Source organism: Cupriavidus sp. 96C5-1 (assembly GCF_057798855.1).
The window spans coordinates 1-15,449 of sequence record NZ_JBYOJU010000016.1; the positions used below are offsets into that span (position 1 = coordinate 1).

General features: G+C 62.7%; 16 protein-coding genes and 2 pseudogenes. 3 read left to right on the forward strand and 15 right to left on the reverse strand.

All coding sequences use genetic code 11. From position 1 onward, the window contains the following. Window positions 1-1,497: type VI secretion IcmF C-terminal domain-containing protein (locus AC3FOF_RS18440; protein ID WP_488727388.1), on the forward strand; the 1,497-nt coding region annotated here is incomplete at its 5' end. 74 nt (window positions 1,498-1,571) lie between these two features. Here the strand turns inward: AC3FOF_RS18440 and AC3FOF_RS18445 are convergent. The 3 genes and pseudogenes from AC3FOF_RS18445 to AC3FOF_RS18455 form a co-directional block, all read right to left on the reverse strand. Further along, window positions 1,572-1,871, reverse strand: a pseudogene (locus AC3FOF_RS18445) (VOC family protein); the annotation flags it as partial. A 12-nt stretch (window positions 1,872-1,883) separates the two neighbouring features. Beyond that, on the reverse strand, window positions 1,884-2,519 hold the full coding sequence (locus AC3FOF_RS18450) for a GNAT family N-acetyltransferase (protein ID WP_488727389.1): 636 nt from the start codon (window positions 2,517-2,519) through the stop codon (window positions 1,884-1,886). Window positions 2,520-2,980: 461 nt separating this feature from the next. Continuing rightward, complete coding sequence (locus AC3FOF_RS18455) at window positions 2,981-3,304, reverse strand: DMT family transporter (RefSeq protein ID WP_488727390.1); 324 nt, start codon at window positions 3,302-3,304, stop codon at window positions 2,981-2,983. A 96-nt stretch (window positions 3,305-3,400) separates the two neighbouring features. Between AC3FOF_RS18455 and AC3FOF_RS18460 the strand changes: the two genes are divergently transcribed. Together AC3FOF_RS18460 and AC3FOF_RS18465 are read left to right on the forward strand one after the other, a co-directional pair. Beyond that, entirely contained in the window at window positions 3,401-4,288 is an 888-nt protein-coding gene (locus tag AC3FOF_RS18460; protein WP_488727391.1) for a LysR family transcriptional regulator, read from the forward strand. Between the two features lie 321 nt (window positions 4,289-4,609). After that, window positions 4,610-4,774 (forward strand): annotated as a pseudogene (locus tag AC3FOF_RS18465) (TraI domain-containing protein); the annotation flags it as partial. A gap of 177 nt (window positions 4,775-4,951) precedes the next feature. Here the strand turns inward: AC3FOF_RS18465 and AC3FOF_RS18470 are convergent. The 12 genes from AC3FOF_RS18470 to AC3FOF_RS18525 form a co-directional block, all read right to left on the reverse strand. After that, entirely contained in the window at window positions 4,952-5,575 is a 624-nt protein-coding gene (locus tag AC3FOF_RS18470; protein WP_488727392.1) for a DUF1120 domain-containing protein, read from the reverse strand. A gap of 64 nt (window positions 5,576-5,639) precedes the next feature. Next, complete coding sequence (locus AC3FOF_RS18475; protein ID WP_488727393.1) at window positions 5,640-6,278, reverse strand: DUF1120 domain-containing protein; 639 nt, start codon at window positions 6,276-6,278, stop codon at window positions 5,640-5,642. A 61-nt stretch (window positions 6,279-6,339) separates the two neighbouring features. Then, window positions 6,340-6,969, reverse strand: a complete 630-nt coding sequence (locus AC3FOF_RS18480) for a DUF1120 domain-containing protein (RefSeq protein ID WP_488727394.1) — start codon at window positions 6,967-6,969, stop codon at window positions 6,340-6,342. A gap of 62 nt (window positions 6,970-7,031) precedes the next feature. Then, entirely contained in the window at window positions 7,032-7,670 is a 639-nt protein-coding gene (locus AC3FOF_RS18485) for a DUF1120 domain-containing protein (protein WP_488727395.1), read from the reverse strand. 60 nt (window positions 7,671-7,730) lie between these two features. Continuing rightward, complete coding sequence (locus tag AC3FOF_RS18490) at window positions 7,731-8,372, reverse strand: DUF1120 domain-containing protein (RefSeq protein ID WP_488727396.1); 642 nt, start codon at window positions 8,370-8,372, stop codon at window positions 7,731-7,733. Between the two features lie 62 nt (window positions 8,373-8,434). Then, on the reverse strand, window positions 8,435-9,085 hold the full coding sequence (locus tag AC3FOF_RS18495) for a DUF1120 domain-containing protein (RefSeq protein WP_488727397.1): 651 nt from the start codon (window positions 9,083-9,085) through the stop codon (window positions 8,435-8,437). A gap of 41 nt (window positions 9,086-9,126) precedes the next feature. Then, complete coding sequence (locus tag AC3FOF_RS18500) at window positions 9,127-9,765, reverse strand: DUF1120 domain-containing protein (RefSeq protein ID WP_488727398.1); 639 nt, start codon at window positions 9,763-9,765, stop codon at window positions 9,127-9,129. A gap of 64 nt (window positions 9,766-9,829) precedes the next feature. Continuing rightward, window positions 9,830-10,474 carry a DUF1120 domain-containing protein gene (locus AC3FOF_RS18505; protein ID WP_488727399.1) on the reverse strand — a complete coding sequence of 215 codons (645 nt, stop codon included), beginning with the start codon at window positions 10,472-10,474 and terminating at the stop codon, window positions 9,830-9,832. 60 nt (window positions 10,475-10,534) lie between these two features. After that, the gene (locus AC3FOF_RS18510) at window positions 10,535-11,185 is read right to left on the reverse strand and encodes a DUF1120 domain-containing protein (protein WP_488727400.1); all 651 of its coding nucleotides are present in this window, start codon (window positions 11,183-11,185) and stop codon (window positions 10,535-10,537) included. A 166-nt stretch (window positions 11,186-11,351) separates the two neighbouring features. Further along, window positions 11,352-11,822 (reverse strand): DUF1120 domain-containing protein, encoded by a 471-nt coding sequence (locus AC3FOF_RS18515; RefSeq protein ID WP_488727401.1) that lies wholly within the window; start codon window positions 11,820-11,822, stop codon window positions 11,352-11,354. A 128-nt stretch (window positions 11,823-11,950) separates the two neighbouring features. Beyond that, window positions 11,951-14,632, reverse strand: coding sequence for a fimbria/pilus outer membrane usher protein (locus AC3FOF_RS18520; RefSeq protein WP_488727402.1), 2,682 nt, complete (start codon window positions 14,630-14,632; stop codon window positions 11,951-11,953). Continuing rightward, complete coding sequence (locus tag AC3FOF_RS18525; RefSeq protein WP_488727403.1) at window positions 14,632-15,417, reverse strand: fimbria/pilus chaperone family protein; 786 nt, start codon at window positions 15,415-15,417, stop codon at window positions 14,632-14,634. Before AC3FOF_RS18525 ends, AC3FOF_RS18520 begins: the two co-directional genes overlap by 1 nt. Window positions 15,418-15,449: the final 32 nt, after the last annotated feature.

The following is a 15,449-nucleotide window of genomic DNA, read 5'->3' on the forward strand; positions in this document are numbered from 1 at the left end:
GAGCAGTACTTCGCCGACTACGCGGAACACTGGCAGCGCTTCATGAACAGCCTGCAGTGGGAAGCCGCCCCCACCTTGCCGGCGGCGATCGGGCAGCTCAAGCTGCTGGCCGATGCGCGCCAGTCGCCGGTGATCGCGCTGATGCGGTCGCTCGAGTACCAGGGCGGCGCCGGCGCGCGCAAGGACACGCTGTCCGACACGCTGGTGGCCAAGGCGCAGGACCTGCTCGGCAAGCAGGCGCCCGGACCCGAGGCGCCCAAGGCCGACCCGGCCGGGCCGCTTGGGGCCGCGTTCGGTCCGGTGCTGCGGCTGGTGGGACAGGGCCAGGGTGGCCAGGGCGGGCAGGGCGCCGGCGGCGACCTGAGCCTGCAACGGTTCCTCGACCGCGCCACGGCCTTGCGCCTGCGCCTGCAGCAGATCAGCAACAGCGCCGATGCCGATGCGCAGGCCCGGCAGATGGCGCAGGCGCTGTTCCAGGGCAAGGGCTCGGAGCTGGCCGATACGCAGGCCTATGCGCAGTTGATGGCCGCCAGCCTGGGCACCCAATGGGCCGGCATGGGCGAGACGCTGTTCGTGCGGCCGATCGCGCAGGCCACCCAGACCGTGCTGCAACCGGCGCAGGCGAGCCTGAACGACGCCTGGCGGCACGGCATCGCGATGGCGTGGGGCCGGTCGTTCGCCGGCCGCTACCCGTTCGCGGACACCGCCAATGACGCCTCGCTGGCGGAGCTGGCGCGCTTCCTGCGCCCGCAGGGCGGCCTGATCGCCAGCTTCCTCGGCACCCAGCTGGCCGGCGTGCTCGAGCTGCAGGGCGACCAATGGGTGCCCGCCGCCACCGGCGGGCAGGCGCAGGCCTTCGACCCGGCCTTCCTCAAGGCCATCAATACCCTGCAGCGGATTGCCGCCCACCTGCTGGCGCAAGGCGAGCCGCGGTACCGCTTTGAAATCATGCCGATTCCGACCCCGGGCCTGACCGACACGGTGCTGACCCTGGACGGCCAGAAGCTGCACTACTACAACCAGCGCGAGACGTGGCAGGCCATGGCCTGGCCGGCCAGCCACCCGCAGGATCCGGGCACCCGGCTGCAATGGCAGACGGAGAAGGCCGGCACCAACAAGAACTACGAGTTCGGCGGGCGCTGGGGGCTGGTGCGGATGCTGGAGCGGGCGCGCATCGTACCGATCGACAGCGCCACCTTCCAGCTGACCTGGCAGGGCGTGCCCGACGGCACGGGGCCGAAGCCCGGCACGGGCGAGCGCCAGCCGGAAGGGCAGGCGCCATCCCACCCCGCCGACCCGGACAGCCTGACCGAGCGCGACGCACGGCTGCCGGCGCCGGCGGGGATGGTCTACCCGATCCGCTACCAGTTGCGCACCGAGGTCGGCCATGGCCCGCTGGAGATGCTGGCGCTGCGCGGCTTTGTGCTGCCGTCGCGGATCTTTGTGGGCAGGGAGCCGCCGGTTGCGTCGCGGTCAGACGCGAACCTGCGCAAGTAGAGTAGGCGTCCAGCGTTCCCAGCTACGCGCAGATCCGGGGCATGGGCCATGCCGACAGACGGTCGCAGGCGCGGTTACGCCGGCTCGCCGAAGCGCAGCAGGTGGCCGTCCGGGTCGCGTATGGTGAACTCCCGTCGGCCCCAGGGCCATAAAGCGAGCTCCTTGACGATCGGCACGTTCTTGCGCCGGTACTCCTCATAGAGCATGTCCAATCGCGGAGCGACCACGAGGTACAGCGAACCGGAAGGCGCACCAGATGCCTGCTCGCGCTGTGTCAGTTGCAGCCGCAGCCCCTGAGTGGACCACTCGCCCCGGAACATCCCGGCATGCGAAACCGGGTCACCAAACATGAACTCGACTGAGAAGCCAAGTTGCTCGCGGTAGAACTACACGGAGGAGGCGACGTCAGCTACCTCCAGTACCGGTTCGACCCCATAGAACAGCGGCACGCTGTCTTGGTGAGTTGGCACCCGATCGTTCTCCTGCGAATTGCGGTCGAGCCACTGCGAACGCGTGCTCCCGTACACCAGCGTTTCGCGCGATTGGCGCTCTCGCGGATAGATCTGGCGGAAACAGCCTCGCCGCGCGAACCCGAGCGACTCCGCGACCCGTCGGGACGACATGTTGGCCTCATGGATCCACAGTTCGACGCGGTCAAGGTTCAACTCCAGAAATCCGAAGTCCAGCGCCGCGCGCGCCGCTTCCTTCGCGTATCCCTGGGATCGGTGTGCGGCATGGATGGCGTAACCAAAGCCCGGGATCGTACCGAAGCCGAGAAAACCCAGGAAACCGATCGTCTCCTGCGACGCGTTCGCACGCACGGTCCACCAGCATGCGCGCGGCGGGCGCAGCATGGATTCGATAGCCGCCCGCGTTTCCTCCACTGTTTGGTGCGGGAGCGTGTGCCAATACGGCATCGCTTCGGCATCGTGGAACAGCTCGAACAAGGCTGGCGCATCGTCCAGACATAACGCATGCAACTGCAGCCTGGCAGTTTGCAAGGGTCGCACTAGCATCTTCATCAGTGAACTTCCTTGTGTCGGCCGCGGTTCGCGCGGCATGGATGTTGACTGCCGCTGCGAACACATGTGATTCGCTCCGGATGGATCTACTCGATGGCCAATCCTTCCATGAGAACGTTCGTGTGAGCCGTATTCTGCCACGATGTGTTGACCGGCCTGGCGACACACTTGGAGCCAAAGCCGAAACTGGTGTGCGGGCGGGGAATTTTGGGGTGCGGAATAGAGGGCGGTGGATATTTGCTCCGACTCGCCATGGCTGGCCGTGAGCGGCTTGTTTTCCCTGCCGGGGAGAAGCGGTTGATTGATATTTGATTTTGTAAAAATTTCAATATAATTTTGAATTGATGTCTTACAATTAGGCACAACAAATCATTCGCCAAAAATGGATAAACCGAGGCGGGAGTAAAATCTGCATTGAACTCTGAATGGATGGTGGAGTCCGCAGTCAGCGGAGGTCGGCCCTAGGCACTGGCACTGATCTTTAGGCCAAGCACCCCGATGACAATTACTGTAAGGCTCAACAACTTTACGATTGTCATCGTTTCACTAAACAACACGAGGCCAAACACGACCGTCCCGACCGCGCCGATACCCATCCAAGCGATATAGCCAACGCTCAACGGAATTACCTTGAGCGCCATTGTAAGAAGCGCCACACTGCCAACGGCAGCGATGAGCGTCACGACGGAAGCGACGGGCTTGGTGAACCCGTCGGCGTACTTCATACTGGTGGCAAACACGACTTCGAGTGCTCCAGCTGCGAGTAGATATATCCAAGGATTCATAAATAGCCTCCGCGCTGTTCTATCGGCGACCAATTTAGCAAGGAGCCACTAAACCGAGAACTCCCAATTTTGTTAATGCGGTAATAAGGATCTGTTATGGCGTCGGTATTGGATGAGATTCTGCTCAGAACTTTCGTGGAGGCAGCCCGACGTGGCAGCTTCGGCCAAGCTGCTGCAGCAATGGGGCGGACTCAGGCCGCCGTGACGTTGCAAATCCGGCGTCTTGAGGACATCCTGGACCAGCCGCTTTTCAACAGGACCACACGAGGAGTCACACTGACAACGGCTGGCTTGGAGTTTTTGCCGTACGTCGAGCGGATCCTTACGCTCGCCGCCGAAGCGCAGGAGTTCATGGCGCGTCATAAGATGCCGATTGACAAGCGATCGAGACGGATTGGAATGATCGAGGATCTGTCATCAATCGCCGCACTCGATCATGGACTCGCAAGCATCAGGCGGCTCTTCGACCCCATCAAGATCGATTTGAACTTCGAATCCGGATATCAGGCCGAAGAAGCCTTCAGGGCGGGCAAGGTGGATATGCTCATCGGCGATAGATTGCGGTCGCCAGCAGGAGGCGTTGAACCAATCTCCGTTGCCTCCGTCCCGCTTGTCTGGGCTGCTTCGCCAGACTTTGATTCACTTCAACGCCCCCTTCCTCTTGCCGTCTATGGAGCCCCCTGCATCTGGAGAGAACAGATCGTGGCGACGCTCGATGCGGCATCAATTGCATCAAGAATTGCTGTAGAAAGCCGTGGCACGCCCGCGTTGCTTTCGGCAGTCAGATCAGGGTCTGCCATCGCTGCTCTGCTGCCGTCCTCAGTAGGGAATGGACTCGTCGCATTGGATCCTGCGACCGCGGGACTCCCTCGCCCTCCGAGAGTTGAGATCGTCCTCTATCAATCGCGACATGCCCTTAGGGATCCTGTGATCAAAGAGCTATCGGAAGTCTTATGGCAAGGTGTAGAGAGGCTTTCGGCCTGAGAGCCGTCACACGGGAATGTCGTTGTTTGAAAGACTAGTCTTCCGTTCTCCGTTCTCCGCTGACAGCGTCGATTGGGGTAGCCGCCATCGCGCGAGCGGCAATAGAGAGAATACACAAGGCCGCCGCGCGTTGGCCTCAGCCCTCACACGGGGGGGTAAGCGCATCCGGTTATACACAACTCTGACCACCACCGCCCGGCCTCGGGGGCGAGCGGTTACGTTCAATAAGCTGGCGCGGCCCTTGTAAACTTGCGGCACTTGGCGTTTACTCTCTGCTTTTGCGTGACGCATTGGCAACCGAATCGACGCACTGGGCAGAGACGGAATTCAAGCTTATTGCCCGTCGGCACCACGCCAGAGGACCAGACCGCGCAGGCGGAGGTTTGGACGGCAGCGACAGCCTACGCCGCGCTGCCGCACGATCTGGGCAAGATTGCCGTGGACCTCGACGTGGAGCGGGCCGATGGACTGGCTCCCAACCACGGATTTCAGGTCAGCCAACGCTCGGCCTCACGCGCCCTCTCGCGCCCGGCGCGCTGTCGGCCACCGGCATGAAGGCGGTGCCGCGCGCCGGGCGGCAGAGCGCCCGTGGGAAGCGCGACAAGGCATGCCGCCCGGACTGCACCAGGGCCCGGACGGCGCCACGGGCCCTGGTGCAAGATGTCACAGGTAGACCAACTCCACCGTGGTGGAGCCGTCGACGGCGATTTCCTGGCTCAGGTCGAGGTCTTTGGCGGGGGCTATGTCGATATAGAACTGCAGCCTACTGCTGATGTTCCGGAACGCCTGCGGCAAGCTCTGGCCAGGCTCGGCCCACGAGGAAAGAGGGGTGTCCACTTTAATGGCCCCCCAACCCAGCCCCCAGTTACTGCCCTTGGCGCTCCAGTCCACCAAGTGAACGAGCTTGGTGCCATCGCCAATGATCTCTTCAAGGAGGACGGCGATGGCGCCGACGTTCTTGCCGCCAGATGCGCCCAGGCCAAACTTGTTGTCCGAAGTCGACGTTCCTGCTCGATTGTCGAGTGCCCGGAAGGCAACCTTGGTGGGCGCCTGGCAGCGGATGTCCATTGAGATCTGATGCTTGAAGCCGGTTTCGTCGTCTTCCTTCAGATCCTTGGGCGAAATCGTGCCCAGATCGATGGTGCCACCATTGCCAAGCGCCAGGCTGCAGGCGCCGGGTTGGATGCGTCCGTTGACGCTCAGGTCGGTGCCGGCAAGCGCATGGCCGGCGCTCAGCAGCAAGGCGCTGGCGAGCAGCGAGGGAGCAAGCAGGTGTTTGAGGTGCATGATGCGTTCTCTCGGGTTGGAAGTGTGTGTGCGAGAAGGGGGCCGGCACACTGGCCTTGCTGCTTTACAGGTAGACCAGTTCCATCGTGGCGGAGCCGTCGATGGCGATTTCCTGGCTCAGGTCGAAGTCTTTGGCGGGGGCTATGTCTACGCTGATGAGCAGCGTACTGCTGATGTTCTGGAACGCCTGCGGCAAGGTCTGGCCAGGCTCAGCCCACGAGGAAAGCTCGGACGGATGGAGACCCCGGGTTGCCCCAGTACCGCCAACCACCTCCCAGCCACCGCCCTCCGATTTCACCAACTGAACGAGTTTGGCGCCATCGCCAACGCGGTCATCAGGCATGGGGTAGTAACTGCCGACGTTCTTGCCGCCAGATGCACCCAAGCCGAACCCCCCATATCCCAAAAGCGTCGTTCCTGCGCGATTGTCGAGTGCCCGGAAGGCAACCTTGGTGGGCGCCTGGCACTGGATGTTCAGTGATATCTCATGCTTGTCGAAGGTGGTCAGCTCGGCTTCCTTCAGATCCTTGCGCGAAATCGTGCCCAGATCGACGGTGCCGCCATTGCCCAGCGCCAGGCTGCACGCGCCAGCGCGTTCAATTTTTCCTGTGACACTCAGGTCAGCGCCAGCCAGCGCATGGCCGGCGCTCAGCAGCAAGGCGCTGGCGAGCAGCGAGGGAACAAGCAGGTGTTTGCGGTGCATGATGCGATCTCTCGGGTTGAAAGTGTGTGCGAAGGGGGGCCGGCGCACGGGCCTTGCCGCCTTACAGGTAGACCAGCTCCATCGTGGCGGAGCCGTCGATGGCGATTTCCTGGCTCAGGCCGAGGTCTTTGGTGGGGGCGATCATGATCTCGACCTGCAGCGTGCTGCTGATGTTCTGGAACGCCTGCGGCAAGCTCTGGCCACGCTCGGCCCACGAGGAAAACCAGGCCGGACTGAGCCACTTAGTACCGCCAACCACCTCCCAGCCATCGGCGCCCTCCTTGCCCACCAAGTGGACGAGGGGGGCGCCATCGCCAATGCGGTCCACAAGCACGAGGTAGTACGTGCCGACGTTCTTGCCGCCAGATGCACCCAAGCCGAACCCGTTGCCGTGAATCGGCGTTCCTGCGCGATTGTCGAGTGCACGGAAGGCAACCTTGGTGGGTGCCTGGCACTGGATACCCAGTGAGATCCGCTGCGTTTTTAAGAAACTTATATTGTCTTCCTGCAGATCCTTGCGCGAGAGCGTGCCCATATCGACGGTGCCGCCATTGCCCAGCGCCAGGCTGCATGCGCCGCCTGGCCGGATATGGCCGTTGACGCTCAGGTCGGTGCCAGCCAGCGCATGGCCGGCACTCAGCAGCAAGGCGCTGGCGAGCAGGGAGGGAGCAAGCAGGTGTTTGCGGTGCATGGTGCGATCTCTCAGGTTGGAAGTGCGTGCGCGAAGAGGCCCGGCGCACTGGCCCTGCCGCGTTACAGGTAGATCAGCTCCATGGTGGCAGAACCGTCGATGGCAATTTCCTGGCTAAGGTCGAGGTCTTTGGCGGGGGCTATGGCGATATTGAACTTCAGCGTGCTACTGATGCTCTGGAACGCCTGGGGCAAAGTCTGGCCTGGCTCGGCCCACGAGAAAAAGCTGGACGGGGAAATCATCTCGGCATCAGTAGTGCTGCTGGAATTTTTCCCCCAATATTGACCGTCGTAACTGCCCAACTGGAAAAGCGGTTTGCCATCGCCAAAGCGCTCGAACGGATAGAACCAATACCTGTTCTCGCTGCCAGATGGCCCCAAGCCATACATAGGATTCCCATAATAGTTCACATCTTCACGGTTGTTGACCACCTTGATGGCAACCTTGGTTGGTGCCGGGCACTGAATAGTCAGTGGAAGATCGTATCGGAAGCTATAGATGGTTTCCTCGGTTTCCGCCAAATCCTTGCGTGACAGCGTGCCCAGATCGATGGTGCCGCCCTTGCCCAGCGCTAGGCTGCAGGCGCCAGCGCGTTCAATTTTTCCTGTGACACTCAGGTCAGCGCCAGCCAGCGCATGGCCTGCACTCAGCAGCAAGGCGCTGGCGAGCAGGGAGGGAACAAGCAGGTGTTTGAGGTGCATGATGCGATCTCTCGGATTCGAAGTAAGTGCGAAGGGGGCCGGCACACTGGCCTTGCCGCTTTACAGGTAGACCAGCTCCATCGTGGCGGAACCATCGATGGCGATTTCCTGGCTCAGATCGAGGTCTTTGGCGGGGGCTATATGTATCCAGAAACCCAGCGTACTGCTGATGTTCTGGAACGCCTGCGGCAAGGTCTGGTCAGGCTTGGCCCACGACGAAAGATCGGACGGACCGATAGCCTGGGTCGCCCCAGTATCGCCAACCACCTCCCAGCCACCGCGCCCCTCGTCCACCAAGTGGACGAGCTTGGCGCCATCGCCAATGCGGTTTCGAGGTATGAGGTAGTACCAGCCGACATTCTTGCCGCCAGATGCACCCAAGCCGAACTTCCATCTGGAAGGCGACGTTCCTGCGCGATTGTCGAGTGCCCGGAAGGCAACCTTGGTGGGCGCTTGGCAGTGGATGCCCAGTGAGATCTCATGCTTCCACCAGAAGATTTCGGTTTCCTCGGCTTCCTTCAGATCCTTGCGCGAAATCGTGCCCATATCGACGGTGCCGCCATTGCCCAGCGCCAGGCTGCATGCGCCGCCTGGCCGGATATGGCCGTTGACGCTCAGGTCGGTGCCAGCCAGCGCATGGCCGGCACTCAGCAGCAAGGCGCTGGCGAGCAGGGAGGGAGCAAGCAGGTGTTTGAGGTGCATGATGCGATCTCTCGGGTTCGTAGTGTGTGCGAAGGGGGGGCCGGCGCACGGGCCTTGCCGCCTTACAGATAAACCAGTTCCAGCGTGGCGGAGCCATCGATCATGATCGATGCCTTCATATCGAGGTCATCCAAGGCCATGACCGCTCCGAAAAGAACGGCGGAAATCGCTCTGAAAGCCTGTGGAAGTCCCTGTCCCGGCTCCGCCCAGGAGACCTGGGTAACCTCGCCGCCGAATTCGCTCGATATATTGTTCTCATGCCAGGCCCCCCCCGAATTCCAACTCTGCAACGAGTTAATCCGCTGCCCATTGCCGACAAATTCCATCACCTGAAGACGGTACACGCCCACCTTCGAACCATCACTCAGGCCCAGGCCGTAGGTATATGGATTGTTCTCGGCGCCAGTGCCACTACGGTTATCCAGAGCGCGAAGCGCCAGTCGAGTGGCGTCCTGGCACTGGATCGATATGCGCTCGCGAATATGGCCGATGGTGTAATACGTGTTTCCACCGACCATACCCAGCTCGCTTTTTTCTACCTGCGAAGCCGACTGCACGCCCAAGTCAACGACGCCCCCATTGAGCAAGGTCAGGTCACAGGCACCCCTTGGTTGAATACGCCCGACAACGTTCAGGTCAACAGCCATGACCGGCTGGTTACCGGCCAGGGCGGAAGCGCAAAGCAACCCCAGAATCATCCTTTTCGGCTTCATTGAAGTTTCCTTTTCACTCAGAAAAAGCGCCGGTCGTCCGGTCAGAGATAAACCAATTCCATGGTGGCGGAGCCGTCGATGGCGATTTCCTGGCTATGGTCGAGGTCTTTGGCGGGGGCTATGTATATCTCGAACCACAGCCTACTGCTGATGTTCTGGAACGCCTGCGGCAAGGTCTGGCCAGGCTTGGCCCACGACGAAAGATCGGACGGGCTGATAAACCGGGTCGTCCCAGTATTGCCATCGTCAACCACCTCCCAGCCACCGCCCCCCTTGCCCACCAAGTGAGCGAGCGCGGCGCCATCGCCAATGCGGTTTTGAGGAATGAGGTAGTACCTGCCGACGTTCTTGCCGCCAGATGCACCCAAGCCGAACGCGTATTTATTAATCGACGTTTCTGCGCGATTGTCGAGTGCCCGGAAGGCAACCTTGGTGGGCGCCTGGCAGTGGATGCCCAGTGAGATCTCAGGCCGGAAGATGTTTAGCTCGGCTTCCTTCAGATCCTTGCGCGAAATCGTGCCCAGATCGATGGTGCCGCCATTGCCCAGCGTCAGGCTGCAGGCGCCGCCTGGCTGGATGCGTCCACTGACGCTCAGGTCGGTACCAGCCAGCGCATGGCCGGCGCTCAGCAGCAAGGCGCTGGCGAGCAGCGAGGGAGCAAGCAGGTGTTTGCGGTGCATGGTGCGTTCTCTCGGGTTGGAAGTGTGTGTGCGAGAAGGGGGCCGGCGCACTGGCCTTGCCGCGTTACAGGTAGACCAGTTCCATCGTGGCGGAGCCGTCGATGGCGATTTCCTGGCTCAGGTCGAGGTCTTTGGCTGGGGCTATCCATGCCCAGGATTGCAGCTCACCGCTGATGTCCTGGAACGCCTGCGGCAAGGTCTGCCCCTTCTCGGCCCACGAGTACAGCCAGGACCGTCTCATAAACCAGCCAACATCCGTCGCGTCCCAAGCTTCACTCCCAGGAGCGTCACGCAAGTGGTTCAGCCTCGCCTTGCCATCGCCGATGGCATTAACAATGCTGAGTTCGAGCCTGCCGACGTTCTTGCCGCCAGATGCGCCCAAACCATACGCCCACGCATTCGACGATGTAGACGTTCCTGCACGATTGTCGAACATCCGCAAGGCAACTTTGGTGGGCGTTTGGCAGTGAATGTTCAATGAGGTCGACCAACTCTGACGGTTTAGGGGGGTTTCCTCGGCTTCCTTCAGATCCTTGCGCGAAATCGTGCCCTGGTCGAAAGTGCCACCGTTGCCCAGCGCCAAGCTGCAGGCGCCGCGTGGCCGGATATGGCCGCTGACGCTCAGGTCGGTGCCAGCCAGCGCATAGCCGGCGCTCAGCAGCAAGGCGCTGGCGAGCAGGGAGGGAACAAGCAGGTGTTTGAGGTGCATGATGCGATCTCTCGGATTTGAAGTAAGTGCGAAGGGGGCCGGCACACTGGTCCTGCCGCGTTACAGGTAGACCAGCTCCACCGTGGCGGAGCCGTCGATGGCGACTTCCTGGCTCAGGTCGAGGTCTTTGGCGGGGGCTATGTAGGGAAAGAGCTGCAGCTCACCGCGAATGTCCTGGAACGCCTGTGGCAAGGTCTGGCCATACCCGTCCGCCCACGAGTAAAGCCAGGACACACGGGTCGCCCAGCCCCATCCAACCGTGGGAGCCTCCCAAGCTTGACTCCCAGGAGATTTACGCACTTGGTGCAGCCCTGGCTTGCCATCGCCGTTGATCCTGTCAACCCAGACGCTGTACCAGCCGACGTTCTTGCCGCCAGATGCGCCCAAACCAAACGCCCACGCAACCGACGACGTTGACGTTCCTGCGCGATTGTCGAGCATTCGCAAGGCAACCTTGGTTGGCGCCTGGCAGTGGATGCCCAGTGAGATACTCAGACCGCTCGGAGGGCCTAGGGGGTTTTCCTCGGCTTCCTTCAGATCCTTGCGCGAAATCGTGCCCAGATCGAAAGTGCCGCCATTGCCCAGCGCTATGCTGCATGCGCCGCCCGGCCGGATATGACCGTTGACGCTCAGCTCGGCAGCCGACGCCACGCCCGCGCTCGACAACGCACAGACCAGCACGGAAAGAACACCCCCCTGTTTAAAGCTCATCTGAATATCTCCCTCATTCGAAACAGCATGGATAAACCCATATCGAGACAGCATGCACGCCGGTGGATGCCCGGCTCCCATGCAGGCATGAACACTTCGGTGAGCGCCGCGCCGCTGCCTGGTTCATCGCTCCGCCGACACTTGCATCCCCGAAGCGCTATCGGCCTCAGAACGGGACCAGCTCCAGGAAGTGGCTACTGGACCAGAGGGATTCGTTGTTGACGACCTCGATCGAGGCGCGTGGAATCATGGGATCCAGTTCCAGTTGCAAGGCCAATCGGCTGCCCGTCGCCGGCACGCCTTGCTCCAGCACGACGACGCCCTTGTTCGGATGCAAGCTGGCTTTGCCGGCCTGCTCCGACGGTTGCTGGCCGGCATGTTCCACACTGCCCAACGCAACGGACCTGCCATCCAGATTCGCGTCGCCGGCCACCACTGAAAGAACGCCCTGCGGACCAAACCGGAACGCGCTCTGATCCAGCGCATCGCCGCGCAGGAAAATCGCCATGCGCACCGGGTCCTTGCAGACGACGCTCACGGAAACCACGCGTTTTCCCAACGCATGCCCCTGGGCCGATGCGGGCTGCCCCAGAATGGTCTGCCGATACTGAGCGCCGTAGTCCAGTTGCGCCGGCATGGCATGCACCTGACAGTTATCTGCCGCCGTCGCAGCGCTGCCCAGGCTCAAGCCCACGCACATTGTCCAAGCGCAGCGGCGGACAAACTTCGGTTGTCGCAACATATCGTCTCTCAAGGCTGGAATTCTCATTGGAGTACGCAACGTGCATCGGCGTCTTCGAACAGGGTGCCCGGAGGGACCCGCTCGGGCAGTTCATACTTCAACAGACACTGCCTGCCGTCAGACAACGCCACCGTCAACGCATCGGTCCCGGCGCCGTTGTTGAGAAACACCTTACCCTGCTCGAGCACCATGCCGACATACTTCTGGCGGCCGTCCAGCACATAGGTGCCGGAGGGCAGCGCATTACCCTCGGAGTCGCGTGCATTGAGCTGCACCCGACGCACGCGGGTAAGCTCGAAGTCGATCTGGCTCACCGACCCGCGCCCGGGGTCGACCTGGTGGAAGCCGTTGCCGATGTCGACGTTGCGTGGCAAGGTGCCGGTCATCACCTCCACACGATTGCTGCTGTACGCGGAGAGCCGAGGCACTACGGCACGCCCCCAGAAGTCGGTCCATACCGGCCCCTGCGGGGTGTTGATCTTCACGTTCGATACGCCCGACGCCGACACGATGCCGAACGTGTCCTGCACCGGATAGGGCGAAAGCGTTACCCCGTTTGCGTGCAGCACCACGCCGCCCGAGGCGCCGCCGTAATACGAGCGGGCGCGCTTGCCGTTATCGGAAAACCCCAGGTTGACTTGGGCAATGCGCAGCGTCGAGGCCACCTGGCCCGACACGGCATCGCTCTGATCGCGCGTGTTGCGCTCCGCGTTCAGCGAGTAATTCAGGTGATCGCCAACCCGCTCGTTGTAGTTGGCGCCGAATCGCGTATGGCCGCTCGTGTTGCTTGCATAAGTACGAACGCTGCGCTTCCCGAACGGGATGCTCAGCGACACGTAATAGGTGCTGCCGGGCCTACCGTAGGCACCGCCGCCGTGGCGGGGGCCGAGCTCGCGCTCCACGTTCAGCGACACGGTACCGAAGGGGAGGCTCTTTCCCCAGGAAACGTTCAGCCGCTGGGTACGCTCCCCGTTCTGCTGGTTGGATAATGCGTAGCCGAAGGTCAAACTGCCCAGCTTGGAATCGGACCACGCCAGGGCCGCGGTATGCCGGCTCCGGTAGCGCGATGCACCGAACCCGGGCTGGCCGGCATCCACGGTGAAGTCGTCCAGCGTGCGATAGCCGTTGCTCTGGTACGCACTGCTGAAACTCATGGTCAGGTTCTCGTGCAGGCCGCCTAAAATGCCCGAGGCCTCGATCTGCGTGCCCGACTTGCCGGCCGCCAGCGACATGCGCTGCTGCAGCTTGACGCTGCTCGACCGCGACATGCGCATATCCACGCCCCAACTGCCGGCCTGGTATCCGGGAGCGTATAGCGCGGCAGCGCCGACGTTGCCGCGCTTGCCCAGCACCCAGCTGCCGCTCGCGCTCGCCACCCACGGATTGCGCGCCTTGTTGCCGTCGAGATTGCGGCTCTTGCCGAACGCGAAAGCATAGCCCGGCCGCTGCCCGAGCGCCCCCGCGCTGATCGACGCGGCGGGCACGACAAAGCTGCGCCGCGCGCCGTCGGATTCGATGACGGTCACCTCCAGGTCGCTGCTATTGTTGAGCAACGGCAAGTCGGTGAGCGCGAAAGGGCCGACCGGCACGACGGTGGTATAGATCAACCCGCCCGCCTGGCGCACCTCGACGCGCGCCTGCGAATGCGCCACACCCTCGACCATGACGATGTTGCGCGTCTGCTTGCCCAGCGCCGAATCGGGGAACACCTGGATGCCGGTCAGCGGCGCGCCGGTCAGCACGGAATTGGCGATGTTGATCTGTCCGGCCTGCAGCGTGGCGCCCCATTGCAGCGAGGTTCGCTGGCCGTACGCGTAGAGGTGGCGACTCTGGAATCCTGAATTATCCTGACGTTGCGAATAGGCGCGGCTGCGCAGGATCCAGTCGCCGGCATTCGCACCGAGTTCGGAATTGAGCGACAGGAAGTTCGAGCCCGGCATGCCGCTCGCTTCGCTGCGCATGGTCATCAACTCGTAGTTGAACAGCGCCGCATTGCCGCCCCGGCTGTAGCCGGAAAAATCCGCCACCGCCTGACGAAGTGCCGTGGTCGGCACGACCAGCCGCACTTCTTCCCGCCCCGGCTTGAGCGCCACGTCGGTGCCGGGGAAAGCTTGCGCAAAATCGTAGCAGGTATCGGGGCCGACATCGCCGCCCACCGCGTACTTCGCGTCGGGCACGACCAGGCCGGCGGCGTCCAGAAAACCCCGATCGAAGCACAGCGCACCGTCCTCGTCGAAGCGCGTATTGATCCGCCCGCGCCGAATGTCGTTGACGTAGACAACAACGCGGTTGCGGCCGGGCCGATAGCGCGGCGCGGAGCGGAAATAGTCGGCGATCTGCGGATCGAGCCCGCGCTGCTGCAGGATGCTCGTGTCGAAGGCTGCATCCGCGGCGACCGAATCAGCCGTGGCTTGCGCGGCCGTCGCTTGCGCGGCGGACGCCGCGTCAGGTTGTGCGGCCGTCGTTTGCACGGCGGATGCCGCGTCCGGTTGTGCGGCCGTCGTTTGCACGGCTGATGCCGCGTCAGGTTGCGCGGCCGTCGCTTGCGCGGCGGATGCCGCGTCAGGCAGCGCGGCCGCCTGCGCGTGCGCCCGCGGCGGATAGGCGCCGGCCAGCAGCATCAACAGCGACGCGGCCGTCCCGCTGCGGTACACGCTCGATTCACGTTGGCGCCGTGCCCGGCGCGACGTACGGTCTAGCCGCATTACGGTTGCGTCGCGGCATTGACGAGCGGGGCGTCGTAGGTGTCGACCTCGTAGCCGTAGACCGTCGCGGGCGACAGTTTGACGCTGGTTGCCCGTGCCCCCGCCCCCGGCGGCAACGAGACTTCCACCGTGCTTTCGGGCAGGACATATGTCTTGCCCAGATCCACGGCGGTGTTGTCGGGCAGCAGTTGCACGCCTTGCCCCAGGCGCACCACATACGGGCTGTCGTTGCGCACGCGCAGCTTGCCGTCCGCCACCGACCACTGCAGCAGCGTCCAGGGCGAGGTGTGCTTCGCGAGCTTGGCGGGATGCACGATCAACGGCAGGTTCTGGCGGATCGTCATGCTGATGCGCGCCTTGCCGTCCGGGCCTTTGGGCGGAATGCCCTCGAACGTCACGCGCTTGAGCCGCTGCACCTGCAGCGGCGCCGGGCTCTGCAGCAGAAAGCGCACCAGCTGGGTGTCCTGACCTTCCACCCGGCTCACCGGCGGCACCGCCACGACCAGCAAGTCCTGGTCTTCCGGCGTGTTCTGTATGGTCGTATGCAGCAGCAGCGGAATCGACTCCGTGTTCTTCACGTTCATGGTGGTTTCGCCGTCCGCCTCGTTCAGGATCACCACGGACGATTCAGGCAGGACGCCCGAGGCCTGCGCAACGGTCGACATACTCAGGCATATCGGCAGTCCCGCCAACAGAAGGGCCTTCGCCAATGCGTACCGGCACGACGAAAAAGACTGGAGACGGGAAACAGGCCATGACGGGAAATGCAGGGCGCTACTAAACATGATTAGGAATCCAACTTAAATGGATTTAAAGG